The sequence below is a fragment of the Caballeronia sp. LZ029 genome (assembly GCF_031451275.1).
Lineage (GTDB): Bacteria > Pseudomonadota > Gammaproteobacteria > Burkholderiales > Burkholderiaceae > Caballeronia > Caballeronia jiangsuensis.
Map to the genome: position 1 here is coordinate 583,165 of NZ_JARUXO010000003.1, position 14,191 is coordinate 597,355.

Annotated in this window: 15 protein-coding genes; 6 read left to right on the top strand and 9 right to left on the bottom strand. The window is 63.6% G+C overall.

Annotation, left to right across the window (positions count from 1 at the left end; genetic code table 11):
- The first annotated feature begins 120 nt into the window (after positions 1 to 120).
- Both QCE73_RS22055 and QCE73_RS22060 read left to right on the top strand, forming a co-directional pair.
- Positions 121 to 945: an isocitrate lyase/phosphoenolpyruvate mutase family protein gene (locus tag QCE73_RS22055; protein WP_309883572.1), complete on the top strand. Its 825-nt coding sequence runs from the start codon at positions 121 to 123 to the stop codon at positions 943 to 945.
- Between the two features lie 26 nt (positions 946 to 971).
- On the top strand, positions 972 to 1,370 hold the full coding sequence (locus QCE73_RS22060; protein WP_309883573.1) for a RidA family protein: 399 nt from the start codon (positions 972 to 974) through the stop codon (positions 1,368 to 1,370).
- A gap of 21 nt (positions 1,371 to 1,391) precedes the next feature.
- On the opposite strand, the gene QCE73_RS22065 is transcribed toward QCE73_RS22060, so the two are convergent.
- From QCE73_RS22065 to QCE73_RS22085, 5 genes are all read right to left on the bottom strand, one after another.
- Positions 1,392 to 2,270 carry an isocitrate lyase/PEP mutase family protein gene (locus QCE73_RS22065; protein ID WP_309883574.1) on the bottom strand — a complete coding sequence of 293 codons (879 nt, stop codon included), beginning with the start codon at positions 2,268 to 2,270 and terminating at the stop codon, positions 1,392 to 1,394.
- A 20-nt stretch (positions 2,271 to 2,290) separates the two neighbouring features.
- The gene (locus QCE73_RS22070) at positions 2,291 to 3,703 is read right to left on the bottom strand and encodes an MFS transporter (RefSeq protein ID WP_309883575.1); all 1,413 of its coding nucleotides are present in this window, start codon (positions 3,701 to 3,703) and stop codon (positions 2,291 to 2,293) included.
- A gap of 76 nt (positions 3,704 to 3,779) precedes the next feature.
- A complete protein-coding gene (locus QCE73_RS22075) occupies positions 3,780 to 4,484 on the bottom strand; it encodes a GntR family transcriptional regulator (RefSeq protein WP_309883576.1) in 705 nt (234 codons plus the stop codon).
- 83 nt (positions 4,485 to 4,567) lie between these two features.
- Complete coding sequence (locus tag QCE73_RS22080; RefSeq protein ID WP_309883577.1) at positions 4,568 to 5,383, bottom strand: cytochrome c; 816 nt, start codon at positions 5,381 to 5,383, stop codon at positions 4,568 to 4,570.
- Between the two features lie 73 nt (positions 5,384 to 5,456).
- Entirely contained in the window at positions 5,457 to 6,335 is an 879-nt protein-coding gene (locus QCE73_RS22085) for an NAD(P)H-binding protein (protein WP_309883578.1), read from the bottom strand.
- 213 nt (positions 6,336 to 6,548) lie between these two features.
- On the opposite strand from QCE73_RS22085, the gene QCE73_RS22090 reads away from it, so the two are divergent.
- Together QCE73_RS22090 and QCE73_RS22095 are read left to right on the top strand one after the other, a co-directional pair.
- Complete coding sequence (locus QCE73_RS22090) at positions 6,549 to 7,121, top strand: TetR family transcriptional regulator (RefSeq protein ID WP_309883579.1); 573 nt, start codon at positions 6,549 to 6,551, stop codon at positions 7,119 to 7,121.
- Between the two features lie 264 nt (positions 7,122 to 7,385).
- A complete protein-coding gene (locus QCE73_RS22095) occupies positions 7,386 to 8,222 on the top strand; it encodes an alpha/beta hydrolase (protein WP_309883581.1) in 837 nt (278 codons plus the stop codon).
- Between the two features lie 39 nt (positions 8,223 to 8,261).
- Here QCE73_RS22095 and QCE73_RS22100 read toward each other — a convergent pair whose 3' ends face one another.
- Genes QCE73_RS22100 through QCE73_RS22110 form a run of 3 tightly spaced genes read right to left on the bottom strand, consistent with a single transcriptional unit; the run spans position 8,262 to position 11,960 of the window.
- The gene (locus QCE73_RS22100) at positions 8,262 to 9,602 is read right to left on the bottom strand and encodes a metallopeptidase TldD-related protein (protein WP_309883582.1); all 1,341 of its coding nucleotides are present in this window, start codon (positions 9,600 to 9,602) and stop codon (positions 8,262 to 8,264) included.
- The gene (locus QCE73_RS22105; RefSeq protein WP_309883584.1) at positions 9,599 to 11,038 is read right to left on the bottom strand and encodes a TldD/PmbA family protein; all 1,440 of its coding nucleotides are present in this window, start codon (positions 11,036 to 11,038) and stop codon (positions 9,599 to 9,601) included. Before QCE73_RS22105 ends, QCE73_RS22100 begins: the two co-directional genes overlap by 4 nt.
- A gap of 37 nt (positions 11,039 to 11,075) precedes the next feature.
- Positions 11,076 to 11,960: an SGNH/GDSL hydrolase family protein gene (locus QCE73_RS22110; protein WP_309883585.1), complete on the bottom strand. Its 885-nt coding sequence runs from the start codon at positions 11,958 to 11,960 to the stop codon at positions 11,076 to 11,078.
- 149 nt (positions 11,961 to 12,109) lie between these two features.
- Here QCE73_RS22110 and QCE73_RS22115 point away from each other — a divergent pair, with 149 nt between their 5' ends.
- On the top strand, positions 12,110 to 12,427 hold the full coding sequence (locus QCE73_RS22115) for an HNH endonuclease (protein WP_187603852.1): 318 nt from the start codon (positions 12,110 to 12,112) through the stop codon (positions 12,425 to 12,427).
- 9 nt (positions 12,428 to 12,436) lie between these two features.
- Here QCE73_RS22115 and QCE73_RS22120 read toward each other — a convergent pair whose 3' ends face one another.
- The gene (locus QCE73_RS22120) at positions 12,437 to 12,715 is read right to left on the bottom strand and encodes a hypothetical protein (RefSeq protein WP_035504439.1); all 279 of its coding nucleotides are present in this window, start codon (positions 12,713 to 12,715) and stop codon (positions 12,437 to 12,439) included.
- A gap of 414 nt (positions 12,716 to 13,129) precedes the next feature.
- On the opposite strand from QCE73_RS22120, the gene QCE73_RS22125 reads away from it, so the two are divergent.
- Positions 13,130 to 14,188 (top strand): NAD(P)-dependent alcohol dehydrogenase, encoded by a 1,059-nt coding sequence (locus QCE73_RS22125; protein ID WP_309883586.1) that lies wholly within the window; start codon positions 13,130 to 13,132, stop codon positions 14,186 to 14,188.
- The last annotated feature ends 3 nt before the right edge of the window (positions 14,189 to 14,191 follow it).

Sequence of the window (14,191 nt, forward strand, 5' to 3'; positions counted from 1 at the left end):
ATGGTTTGGAAAGGCTCAAGCGTAGTGGGTGCTTGCTTAAGAGAGACTTAGTGACGAGCACGCTTTCGGTCGATCGCGTATCGTCTACGTTCCGACGCGATTTTCCACAGGAGACACGCCATGCCCCGCACCGTCGCCGAGAAACGCGCAGCCTTTCGCGCACTGCACGAATCCGGTTGCTTCATGCTGCCGAATCCCTGGGACATCGGTTCCGCGCGCTATCTCGAAACGCTCGGCTTCAAGGCGCTCGCAACGACGAGTTCGGGCTTCGCATGGTCGAACGGCCGTGCGGACAATCACGTGACGCGCGACGCGGTGCTCGCTCATTTGCGCGAGATCGTCGAAGCGACCGATCTGCCCGTGAACGCGGACTTCGAAAGCGGCTTCGGCGCAACGCCGGACGATGTCGCGCACAGCGTGAAGCTCGCGGTGGAAACGGGCGTCGCGGGCTTGTCCATCGAAGATTCGACGGGCGATGCATCGTCGCCGCTGTTTCCGGTCGATGTCGCCGTGGCGCGCATGAAAGCGGCGCGGCGCGCGATCGACGAAACCGGCGGCGACACGCTGCTCGTCGGCCGCGCGGAAAATTTCTTCGCGGGCAAGCCCGATATCGACGATGCGATCGCGCGTCTCAAAGCGTATTCCGATGCCGGCGCGGATTGCCTCTACGCGCCCGGCATCAAGACGCGCGAGCAGATCGAGGCGGTCGTGAAGGCGGTCGGATCGAAGCCCGTGAATCTGCTGATCGGCGGCGTGTCGGAATTCACGTTGAGCGATGTCGCGGCGCTCGGCGTGCGGCGCGTGAGTGTCGGCGGTGGGCTTGCGCGCGCCGCGTGGGGCGGATTCATGCGCGCGGCGCAAGGGCTCGTCGACGGCCGTTTCGATGGCTTCAAGGATGCGGCGGCGGGCAACGATCTGAATGGAATTTTCGAGGGTCGCGGGTAGTTCTTCACCGCAAAGGAGACGATGACATGGCTCGCGAAATCATCCGCGTCGAACCGCTTTCGACCTGGCTCGAACGATTCAAGGCGCCGACGTCCGCCGTCACGCGCCACGGCGACACGGTCTACGTGTCGGGCTTTCCGCCGTTCGATCCGCAGACCGGCGAGGTCGTGGCCGATGCGACCATCGAACGTCAGACCGAACTCGTGTTGCAGCAGTTGAAGCTGTGCGTCGAAGCAGCGGGTTCGTCGCTCGATCAGGTGCTGAAGTGCAATGTCTACTGCACGTCCGTCGATGCGTTTCCCGTCGTCAACGCGGTCTATGCGCGTTTCTTCGGACCGAACCCGCCGGCACGCATCTTCGTCAACGTGCCGGCGTGGCCGGGCGGATTCGACATCGAGATCGACTGCGTGGCGGCGGTGGCCTGAGCGGCGGTATCGCCGGTATCGTTAGTCCGCGTGCGCCCGATCGAACGCCCAGACTTCCGGAAAACCCATCAGCTCGCACATCTCGGAGAACGGATACATCGCGCCGACAGCGCCTTGCGTGCCTTTGCGCGCGAGGATTTCGCCGTAGACATCCTTGAGCGCCTTCGCCACGGCCAGAAACCCGGACGCCGGATAAATCGCGAGCGAGAATCCGAGCTTCTGCAATTCCTCGGGCGCGAGTTGCGGCGTGCGTCCGCCTTCGACGACATTCACGAGCAGCGGCATATCGAACGTGCGTCCGATCTTCTCCAGTTCTTCCGCCGTCTCCGGCGATTCGATGAACAACACGTCCGCGCCCGCCTTCGCATACGCTTCGCCGCGACGCAGCGCTTCATCGAGTCCGAGCGACGTGCGCGCATCGGTGCGTGCGACGATCTGAAAGTTGCTATCGCTACGACTTTCCGCCGCGACCTTGATCTTGCGGACCATGTCTTCCATCGCGATGACACGCCGTCCCGGCGTATGCCCGCACTTTTTCGGGAATTCCTGATCTTCGAGCTGGATGCCCGCCGCGCCCGCCTGCTCGTAACCCCGCACCGTGTGCGCGACATTGAGCAGGCCGCCATAACCCGTGTCGCCGTCGCAGATCATCGGCGTATTCGTGCCGCCGCAAAACGCCGCGACGCGATTCACCATGTCGGTGTAAGTCGCGAGGCCCGCGTCGGGCAGGCCGAGGTAGGACGCGACCGTGCCGAAGCCCGTCATGTAGAGGCATTCGAAGCCCATCGAATCGGCCATTTTCGCGGAGATCATGTCGAAGATGCCGGGCGCGGTGACGATTTCCTTGCGCGCAAAACGCGCTTTCAATGCCTGACGCTTGCTTTCATGCGTGACGCTCATGACGGTTTCCTCAGAAAGTTTCAACGATGCGATTCGCGCGACAGCGCCGACGCCGCGAGCGTGCCGTCGGTATCGGGCGAAGGCGCGATTTCTTCCAGCGAGCGGCGATTCGTCTCGATGCCGAACACCGCCAGCACGACGGCCATCACGACGAGCGCGCCGATGATCATCGACAGCACGTCCTTCACGCCGCCCGCCGCGTACATCACGACGACGAGTTGCGGCGCGAGGATGCCCGTGACGCGTCCCGCGCAACCCGCGACGCCGTTCGCGCGCATGCGGTTTTCGGTCGCGAAGAGTTCGGGAATGTACGTCGCGATGCCGAGCGCGACCATCAGATAAGTCAGCGTGAAGAGCAGGAAGCCGAGCAGCGTGGCCATCGCGACGCCGGTGGAGTGTCCGTAGAGCCAGCCGATGATGGCCGCGAGCGCCGCTACCGCGATCAGTCCGTTCTTGCGCCCGACACGGTCGGCGATCAGCACGCCGACGAGTGCGCCCGCAGGGCCGCCGAGCGACATCAGCGTCGTATAGCCGAGCGACGACGCCATGCCGATGCCCTGTTTCATCAGGAACGTCGGCACCCACACGATGAAGCCGTAGATCACCATGTTGACCGCGATCTGCACGACGATCGACACGAACGTGCGGCGAATCTGCGAAGGCGAGAACAGCTCGATCAGCGTGGTCTTCTTCGTCACGGTGCGCGGCGCGTCGTCGATGGGCGGCAGCGGCGCGCGGCGCGACGATTCTTCCTCGGCGGCGCGCAGGATCGCTTCGGCTTCGTCGTAGCGGCCTTTCGATTCGAGCCAGCGCGGCGATTCGGGCATCTTCTTGCGGATGACCCACACAATCATCGCGCCGATGCCGACGATCGCGAACATCGCGCGCCAGCCGATCGTCGGAATGATCAGATAGCCGAGAAACGTCGAGAAAAAGAGCGCCGAGTTCGTGATGAGCGACAGATACGCCGACCACTTGCCACGCACGGCAGGCGGCATGAACTCGCCGACCGAGCCGTAACCGACGACGATCTCCGCGCCCAGTCCCAGTCCCATGAAGAAGCGGCACACGATGAGCCACGTCATGTTGGGCGCGAACGCGCCGGCGATCGACGCGAGGCCGAACACCGCGAGATTGAACTGGTAGGTGAACTTGCGGCCTTTCGCGTCGCCGAGCACGCCCGCCGTGAACGCGCCGATCAGCATGCCGACGAACGTCGACGAGAGGAACGCGGCGTTGAGCTGCATCGTGGACCAGCCGGTCTTGGCCAGTGCGCCGAGCACGCCGCCCGCGAGATAGATGTCGAACGAATCGAGGAACATGCCCGCGCCGATGAGCCACAGCACGCGTTTGTGAAAACCGGAGATCGGTAATCGGTCCAGACGCGGACCGGCGCTCACGGTGCTTATGGTCGTGCCATCGATGCTCGGCATGTCGTGTCTCCCATGTCGCTTGCGCGACTATCCAACGACGGTTCGTAATGCTGTTTCGACCCGGAGCGCTTCAGGCTCAGGACGCGGGATGTTCCCGGTCGTGACGGTCGAGCACCGCCTTTTCGGCGGCGAGAATATGGCAGCGCGTGATGGCTTCCGCCCACGCGGCGTTGCGCTGTTCCAGCGCGAGAACGATTTCGAGGTGCTGGCGTGCGCTGCGCTCGCGGTCCGCGTCGCTATAGGTGTCGAAGGTCCACTTGATGAGCGGCGTTTCCTTCATCGATTTGAGCGAGCGATCGAGGCGCGCGTTGTTCGCGGCGGCCGTGATGATCGCGTGAAATTCGCCGTTCGCGGTGAACCACGCTTCGCAGGATTCGGATGTCGATGGACGTCGCGTGATGTCGAGCATCGCCTCGGCGAGCGCTTTCAGGCGCGCGATGTCCGATGCGCCGATCGCGAGCGCGGCGCGCCCGGCGAGATACGGCTCGATCAGAAGACGCGCCTCGAAAATCTCGCGTGCGTCCTGCACCGTCCACGCTTTCACGCGCACGCCGAAGTTCGCGCGCGTTTCGACCCAGCCTTCGGCATCGAGCCGGCGCAACGCTTCGCGCACCGGCGTGCGGCTCACGCCGAGGCTTTTGGCGAGCTGTTCTTCGCGCAGATATTGACCCGCGCCGTACTGGCCGTCCGCGAGCGCCTCTTTGATGGCCATGTAGACGTCATCGGCCGAACGCGCAGGTTCGGGCAGGATTGTATGCAAAGCAGGTTGAGTCTGCGCCACTTCGGCCTCGTTTCCAGCGATCGACGAGACTATTGTATGCAATGTTGGCGCGATGAAACTTGGGAATTTCCCTCAGTGCCCGCTTACTTCCTGCGCTTGGCCATATAGCCGAGATAGGCGATGACCGCATCGAGATCGCTGTCGCTGATCGCGTTCTTGTCGAAGGCGGGCATCTTCATGTCGGACCAGGCGCGGATCGACTTCGGATCGCGGATGAACGATTTGAGCGCCCACGGCTGGAAATATTCGGTCGGATTGCGCGGAAGATTCAGGTCCGGACCCATCGATGCGTCGCCCGCGCCGTTCAGCTTGTGGCACACCATGCATTGCGTCGCGAAGACGGTCTGACCGCGGCGAATCGGTGAATTGGGCGGCACGCTCTTCTCAACGGCGATTTGCGGGAAGCGCGCGGCGAGCGTCGGCGCGATGCGGATCGCGTCGACCTTGAAGGGCCACTGCTCGCTCGACACGCCCGACGCGGCCGGATCGATCCACACGACATAGAACGGACCAATATCGCCGCCGTCCGGCATCCGCGGCCAGGGTTCGTCGGGCGACTCGATCGCGAGCCACGGCTCGGCGCGCTTCTTCGCATCGCCGAAGAGCAGCTTCGCGGAAAAGTGCGTGACGAAGCCATCGCTCGCGGTGACCTGAAGCTCCTTGCCGGCGGGCAATTCCGTGATGCCGAGCAGCGCGCGCAACGGGACCGCGCGATACGTCATCGTGCGGTGAAAAGTGACATCGTTCGGCACGCGGATGGTCGCGACATCGGGACGTGCGAGCAACTGCTCGGTCGTGAGCGAGCGCTCGCCGCCGACGTTGATCGCGAGCGTCGCGGCCATCGACGAAATGCAGGCGAGTAGCAGACTCACGAGCGCGAATGCATGTCTGAAGCTCATTCGATCCCTCTTCGAGTGCTCGCGTTGATCGAGCAACTCGCCCTCATACTACCCGCGACGAACCCGGACCGCTTCAGCCGAAGGCCGCGCGATTCGCCGTCACGAATGCTTCGACGGTCTGCGGCGCGCTTCCCGTCACGCGCTCGATGATGCCGTCCGTGCCCTCGAAGACGCCGTTCTGATAATCGACGGCCACCTCGACGAAATGCTGGATGGTGAAATCCGGAAGGTCGTAGTGACGCAGATGCTCGCGATAACCGTCGAGCGTCGCCGGTCGGTAGACGATTTTCCTGCCCAGCACGTCGCTCATCACGGCGGCGATCTCCGCCTGATTCATTTGAACCGGGCCGCACAGTTCGTATGTCTTGCCGACGTGGTCAGCGGGATTGGCAAGCACGGTGGCGATAAAGCGCGCCTGATCGTCCGCCGCGATAGGCGCATGCCGGCCATCCCCGAACGGCAGCGCGATCTCGCCGTCGCGAACGATCGTGTCCCGAACCCACGGAAAGACCAGCCACTCGGAAAAGAATGTCGGCCTGATGTGCACGGTCGGCACGCCCGCCCAGTCGAGCACGCGCTCGGCAATCCAGTGATCCCGCGCCGCGTGGCTTTTCGCGTTCTCGCGCGCCGAGATTTGCGACATGTTCACCACCGCTTTCAGTCCCGCGCGGCGGGCCGCATCGGCGAAATAGGCGGTCGCCTGAATGAAACCGGGACGAACGGGATAACAGAGATACGCCGCGTCCATTCCGTCGGTCGCGCGGATTGCGTCGTCGTGCGAGAGAAGGTCGCCGGTCATGATTTCAGCGCCGGCTTGCCTAAGCGCCTCGCTGCGATCGTCCTCCTTGCGAACGAGCGCGCGCACCGCGTGACCGCTGTCGAGAAGGTTCCGCACCGTGTGAACGCCTGTCTTGCCGGCAGCGGCCGTGACCAGAATCTTGTGTTGTTCCATGATGAATCTCCGTTGGAAGTGCATATGCACAATTTTGGGCGCAGTGATTTGGTGCCACTACCCTTTCGATCGATACTGCACTGATCTGGATGTTAGTCATAATCCAGAAGCGGAGCAACTTTTTCATGACTCAACTCAGAATTGCCAGACGCGCACCAATGGGAAACAGGTAGCGGGATTACACTTGCCCGCCAATGCAGTGTGGAGATGCAAATGGGTCATTCGCAGGCACAGAAGGTCGAGACACGTCAACGCATCGTTGAAGTGGCGGCAAGGCGATTGCGTGAGCGCGGCATCGATGGCGCGAGCATCGCCGATCTCATGAAGGAGGCCGGACTCACCGTAGGCGGTTTTTACAAGCACTTCGCTTCTCGCGATGAACTCGTGCGGGAAGCGTTCGAGTACGCGCTGCGAGATATCGAGTCGTGGCAGGCATCCATCCCGACCGATCCGCAACGGGCGATGCGCGCATATCTGTCGGGGTCGCACAGGGACAACATCGAACGCGCCTGTCCGGTTTCGGCGCTGGTCAATGACATGAGCCGCTGCGCGGGCGCGACGCGCGAGGTGTACTCGCTTCGGATCGAGAAAATCGTCGGGCTGATTGCTCAGGCATCGCCCGCGCTGCTCGACGCAACGAAGCGCGCGGAGGCGTTCCACATATTGAGCGCGTGCGTGGGTGCGGTGACGCTGTCGCGGGCCGTATCGGACCCGGAGTTGTCCAATCAGATTCTCGATGGCGCGCTGAGCGGCGTGCTCGCGATGCTGTCTTCCGAGCGTGCGTGATTGCCTGATCCGCGTTCACCGATTTGGTGCCACGCGCCCAGCTCAAACACTTGCAACCCCACTTACTTGCGGGCAATCGTCCAATGATGACGGTAAGCGTGTACTGTTCTACTCGGACGATGATGCGAACTCGAAAGTTCGAGCCGTCGCATCGATAGACTGTCCGTCACCGTTGTCTCGCCTGCAAGAACGTCGAAGCCGGCGTCGGGTTACCAACCCGGCCCGGCATCCTGCTCCACACCTTCTCACGAGTGAGGATTGATCATGCCGTTCGTCACGACCAAAGATAACGTCGAAATTTTCTATAAAGACTGGGGGCCGAAAGACGCGCAGCCCATCGTCTTTCATCATGGCTGGCCGCTTTCCTCCGACGACTGGGACGCGCAGTTGCTCTTCTTCGTGCAGAAGGGCTATCGCGTGGTCGCGCACGACCGGCGCGGGCACGGCCGCTCGTCGCAGGTCTCCGAAGGTCACGACATGGACCACTACGCCGCCGACGCCTTCGCGGTCGTCGAAGCGCTGGACCTGAAGAATGCGGTGCACATCGGACACTCGACGGGCGGCGGCGAAGTCGCCCGCTATGTCGCGAAGCACGGCGAACCGGCGGGACGTGTCGCGAAGGCCGTGCTCGTCAGCGCGGTGCCGCCGCTGATGCTCAAGACCGAAGCCAATCCGGAAGGCCTGCCAATCGAGGTATTCGATGGCTTTCGCAAGGCGCTCGCCGATAACCGCGCGCAGTTCTTCGTCGATGTTCCCGCCGGTCCGTTCTACGGCTTCAATCGACCGGGCGCGACGGTTCATCAGGGCGTCATCCAGAACTGGTGGCGTCAGGGCATGATGGGCAGCGCGAAGGCGCATTACGAGGGCATCAAGGCGTTCTCGGAGACGGACCAGACCGAAGACCTGAAGTCGATTTCCGTGCCGACGCTCGTCCTGCACGGTGACGACGACCAGATCGTGCCGATCGGCGACGCTGCGCTGAAGTCCATCAAGCTGCTGAAGAACGGTACGCTGAAGACGTATCCCGGCTATCCGCACGGCATGCTCACGGTCAACGCGGACGTTCTCAACGCCGACCTGCTCGCATTCGTGCAGGGCTGATCGGGAGATAGCGAGCCGGTATCGACGCCGGCTCGCACCTCAAAGCGTCAGCCTGAAGCTGCGCGCGAGCAGTCCCGGCAGCCGCAAGCCGCCGGTCGAGCGCTCGCTCCACGTCGAGTCGTTCAGAAGCAGTTCCGGCGTCGCGCCGAGCCGTTCCAGTTCGCTGCCGAGCAAGCGATAAAGGCTGTCGTCGAAGCGCATCGCATCAATGGGCGCGACGATCTCGCCGTCTTCCACCCAGAACGTGGCGAAGCGCGTCATGCCGGTCAGCCGGCAATCCATCCGGTCGGAAAAATTCACATACCACAGGTTGCCGATATACAGGCCCGTGCCGATCGCGGCGAGCACGTCGGTATCGGCGAGATCGCCTGTCTGCATCGAGAGCGAAACCGGCATCTCGTTCGCGAGCGCTCCGTTGGGACGCAATCCATATTCGCGGGCCGTCCGCGCGCTCGTGAGTTGCTGCGCGCCGCGTCCCGCCTCGATGAGCGGCACCGTCTCGCGCCGATAGCCGTCTGCGTTGAAGCGCGGCGCGATGCCGAGATCGAGATCCTCGATCAGCGTGACGCGCTCGTCCAGCGAGACGTCCCCGCGATTGAGCCGATAGAGTTCGCTGCGCGCCGTCGCTTGCTGCCGGGCCGAGAACGCCGTAAAAGATGCCGTGCCGATCAGTTCGGCGAGCGCATTCGGCGCGAGCCACGCGCGATACGAGCCCGGCGCCAGCGTGCGCGGCGCACGCGCGAGCGCCGGCATGCGTGCCGCTGCCTCTTCGATCTTTCCCGCGAACGTCTCGTCGCTCCATTGCTCGCTCGCGTACGTCGTCTTGATCGCGCGCCCGCTCGCATCGTAGAGAGACCAACTGAAATTGAAGTTCTCGACTTCGTGCCAGCCGCGACTGCCGCCCGACGACGCGAAGCCGCGGACCAGCGCGCCGCCCGCATAGAAGCCGACGAAGTCGAGCCCGGCCGCGCATCGTTCGACCACGCTCAGGAGCGATCCGATCTCCGGCAGCGTGCCGCGCCGCTGCGTGGTCTGCGTCCACGTCGAAGTATCGACGAGCAGATGAGGATCGGGGCTCGCATCCCGCAGCGCCTCGCGCAATCCGTCGAGCGCGCCGGCGACCGCATCGCGATCCACGTTCGAATCGCCGCATATCGTGAGCGTCGAATAGGCCTGACGCTCGTCCTCGATCAGCCGCACAGTCAGCGTGCCCTGCGACACATGGCCGATCTGACGCACCTTGCCCGCATTGAAGCGCACGAAGTCCGATTCCTCGGCGGCGAGCGTCGTCAATGACATTTCGCCCGGCGCGAGCCGCTCCTCGATGACGTCCGCGAGCATCAGGAAATGGCGTTGCCAGTCCATCGTCGTGGCGCTCATCGCGTGCCTCCGAATACATCGACGTTGCGGAACACGCACGCGGGCGACGCGTGGCCCACGCGCGCGATCTGCATCGGCTCGCCCTTGCCGCACAGCGCCGTGCCGTAGACGCCGCGCGTCGCCTCGTTGCCAACGGCGGCAAGACTCCGCCAGAAACTCGCCGATATGCCCCGATAGCCCGGTTGCCGCACGACTTGCGTGAGTTCGCCGTCCTCGATCAGTTGCCCGAACTCGCAGCCGAACTGGAACTTGTTGCGATGATCGTCGATGGACCACGACGTGTTCGTGCGCATGAGAATGCCGCGTCCGATGCCGGCGATCATCTCGTCGAGCGAACTCGTTCCTGGCTCGATGTTGAGATTCGCCATGCGGTCGATGGGCGGACGGTTCCAGCTCGATGCCCGCGAATTGGCGACGCCCGCGATGCCCGCGCGTTGTTGCGAGAGCGTGCCGCCGAGCGCGCGTTCGAGTACGCCGTTGCGGATCAGATGATGCTTGTCGGCGGCGGCGCCGTCGTCGTCGAACGCGTAGGCGGCGGCCTCGCCGGGCAGAGCCGGATCGAACGTGACATTCAGCAGCGGCGAGCCGTATCGATAATTGCCGAAGAACGCCGGTTTCACGAAGCTCGATCCGGCGAAGTTGCGTTCGTCGCCGAGAATGCGGTCGAGTTCGAGCGGATGCCCGATCGATTCGTGAATCTGCAGCGCCATCTGGTCGGGCATGAGAAGCAGATCGCGCACGCCGCTCGGGCAGTTCGGCGCGGCGAGCAGCGCAAGCGCCTCGCGTGCGAGCCGCTCGCCCGCGCCATCGAACCCGAAGTGATCCAGTATCTCGACGCCGCCTTGCGCGATGGTTCCGTAGTCGCCGCCGAGCGTGCGGACCTGCGTATCGCCGTCGTCATGCGCGGCGACCGAGAACTGTGGCATCACGAATCTGAAGTGCTGCTCGATGCGCACGCCGTCGCTCGTGATGAAAATCTGCTCGCTCTCGACGACCTGCACCGACGCGATCCGCTCGACGATGCGTGCGTCGATGCGCGCCGCGCCGCACTCGTGCGCGAGCCTTGCGAGCCATTCGCGCGGCGTCGGAAGCGCAGTCGCCATATGCGGCGATTCATACGCGCCGCTTCGCGACGGACGCGCGACACGCCGATGATCGACGAGCGAAAGCCGCGCGCTCGCCTCGGCGCGGCGTGTGGCGATGTCGAGGGCCGCCTGCAAACCGGTCGCGGACAAGTCTGGCGTCGCCGCATATCCCGCGCCCGCGCCGCGCCATGCGGTGAGCATCGCGCCACGATCGCGCGCGCGGCGCAATGGCTGGGCCACGTCGTTGCGCACTTGATGATCGTCCGTGCGCTCATCGACGACGCGCACGGAGTAGAAGTCCGCTTCGCTTGCGAGCGCGCGGACGCGGTCGTCGAGCCGTTCATCGGTCATGTCGGTTTCCGTGTGTGGCAGCCGTCGAGTGCGGCGCTCATATGCGATTCGCAAAGCGCGCGGCGAGCGCGGCCCTGAAACGGGCGGCGATTTTGCCGAAGCCCGCGCCGGTGGGATGCAGTTCGTTGGCCCAGTCATCGGGCGCGAGCGTGCCTTGCGTCTCGACCAGCACCATGTCGTTGGCGGGATCGCTGGCGAGCCGCTGCAGCATCGCGCGGAACTGGATGAGGATCGTCCTCACGATCAGCGTGCCGGGCGCGAGGTCCGGCCAGCCGCGATCCACGAGCGAAGGACGAAGCCACGGTCCGGCGAGATGACAGGCCGAGATGCCGTTGGGAATCGCGAAGTCGTAAGCGTGCACGAAGATGGGCGCGTGCGGCGCGAACCGGTCGCGGATGCGGATCAGATCGAGATAGGCGCTCTCGACGACGCCGAAGATATCCGCGAGCCGCCGGTCATCGACGCCTCGCGCGGGATCGTTGCCGACCGTGCTCGCATCGTGGAGCCAGAAGCGGAACTGGTCGCCGACGACATCGTTGCCGCCGCCGGAGAAAAGCAGGGCATCGATATGTCCGTTGCCCTTGTCCTGCAACTGGGCGATGAGACGGTTGCGCTTGTTCACGCCGAGGAGTGTGGTGGTCGCATCGCTGTAGTGCGCGAGCTTGAGGATCATCGGCGCGGGATCGCCCATGTCCTTGAGCGCTTCCAGCACATCGGTCGCGTGAAGCGGGTCAGGCAGCGGATAGTCGAACCAGGAATCGCCGTCGCCGATGAGATTGAGCGGCGCGGGCGCGCCCGCCTGATGCGCTTGCAGCGCATTCGTCTGCCGCACTTCATGCTGATGTGCCCTGACGCGCGCATCCAGATCCTGCTGGATCTGCTTCTGCCAGTTCTCGTAGAGGTTGCTCGCCGGACCTGTCATGACGTGTCTCCGATGCGCGCGTTCACGCAGCCATTCTATCGTCGCGGCGTGCTTTCGATGAAGACGTTGAGGAATGTTGAGCAGACAAGCGGTCCGATGCGCCGTCGAAAGACGAGTTGTACACTCGAAAAGAACGAACGAGGACCGCGATGGCGAAGCGCACACCGGAGCCGTGGTATCACCCGCCGCAGGAGGAAACCTGCGCGCTATGCGGGCGCGCGGTGCCGCCATCGGAACGCGATCTGCATCATCTCGTGCCGAAGTCGCAAGGCGGCAAGCAGACGGCGGTGCTGCATCGCATCTGTCATCGGCAATTGCATGCGCTCTTCACCGAGAAGGAACTGGCGCAACGCTATTCGACCGTCGATGCACTGCTCGCGCACGAAGCGGTGCACAGCTTCGTCGAATGGGTCAAGACCAAGCCGGACAGTTTCTATCAGCGCACGCGGCGCGCGCGTGCGCGCTGACAGCGCACATCACTGCACGCAGGAAAGCTCGCTCCGGTACGCCGTCATGCCGAAGCGCTGAAGAATGAAATTCTCGACGACGAGCCGGATATCGGCTTCGCGCGGCCGCGTGCCCCAGCGGCTGTTTCCCGCCACCGACGCCACCGTGAACCATGACTGCGGCGGAAACAATTCGACGCGCAACATGCCGCGTTCGAAGATCCTGAGACGCCCCGTATCGATATGAAACTCGGCGCTGACCGCGCCGCCCGGCATGCCGATGCTTGCCGTGATTGCCTTCACCTTCATGGTCTCGCTCTCTCAAAGTTCCGGCGCCGCGCGCACGTTTTTGTCGTCTCGATGCGCGGGATAACCTTATGACGCTCTTATCCGATCGGCTAGCCCCATTAAGCAGGGAGTCGAAAGAAGGGCGCACGATTGTCAAATTCTCCAGCAACGCAATTGCGCAGTCCTTTCGAAAGGCATAATCGCGCGGCCATTTCGGCAGAGATCTTCTTATAGGCATACAGTATCGGCGTTGCGTTTCGCCGCCGAAATATCGGCGCAATCGGCAAGTCGCCCGCAACGCGTGCGGTGCATGACGGCGACTGTTCGCTGCCGCACAAAAACGATCTCCTGACACGTCTCATCAGCCGGCCTTTTTGCATCGCGCCGGGGCCGGCTCGTTCACGAAAGATTCAAACCAAAGAGGGAAGCACAATCATGCTGAAAGCGTATTCCTATGCAGCCGCCGCAGCCGACAAACCGCTCGGCCCGCTCGAAATTCAACGCCGCGATGTCGGTCCGAACGACGTGCGCATCGACATTCTGTTCTGCGGCGTGTGTCACTCCGATCTGCATATGGCGAGAAACGAATGGGGCGGCTCGAACTATCCGGTCGTGCCGGGACATGAAATCGTCGGACGCGTCGCGCAAGTCGGTTCGGATGTGTCGAAGTTCAAGGTCGGCGACCTCGCGGGCGTCGGCTGCATGGTGGATTCATGCCGCGTGTGCGCGTCCTGCCAGGAAGGACTGGAGCAGTTCTGCGACGGCCCCGATAGCTTCACGCAAACCTATAACTCGCCGGACAAGAAGTCGGGCGGCTTCACGGCGGGCGGCTATTCGACGAGCATCGTCGTCGATGAGGCGTTCACGCTGAGCATCCCCGAAAACCTCGAACTCGCGGCGGTCGCACCGTTGCTGTGCGCGGGCATCACGACCTACTCGCCGCTGCGCCACTGGAACGTTCAGAAGGGGCAGAAGGTCGGTATCGTCGGTCTCGGCGGCCTCGGTCACATGGGCGTGAAGATCGCCGCCGCAATGGGCGCGCATGTCGTGCTCTTCACGACATCGCCGGGCAAGATCGAGGACGCGAAGCGTCTGGGCGCGCACGAAGTCGTGATCTCGAAAGACCCGGATCAGATGGCGGCGCACGCGAACAGCTTCGACTTCATCCTGAACACGGTGGCCGCGTCGCACGATCTCGATCAGTTCATGGCGCTGCTCAAGCGCGACGGCACGATGACGCTCGTCGGCGCGCCGGAGCATCCGCATCCGTCGCCTTCGGTGATGAACATGATCTTCAAGCGCCGCTCGCTCGCGGGATCGCTCATCGGCGGCATCGCGGAAACGCAGGAGATGCTCGATTTCTGCGGCAAGCACGGCATCACGTCGGACATCGAGATGATTCGCATGGACGAGATCAACACGGCCTACGAGCGCATGTTGAAGAGCGATGTGAAGTACCGCTTCGTGATCGACATGGCGACGATGGAAAAGTAAGCG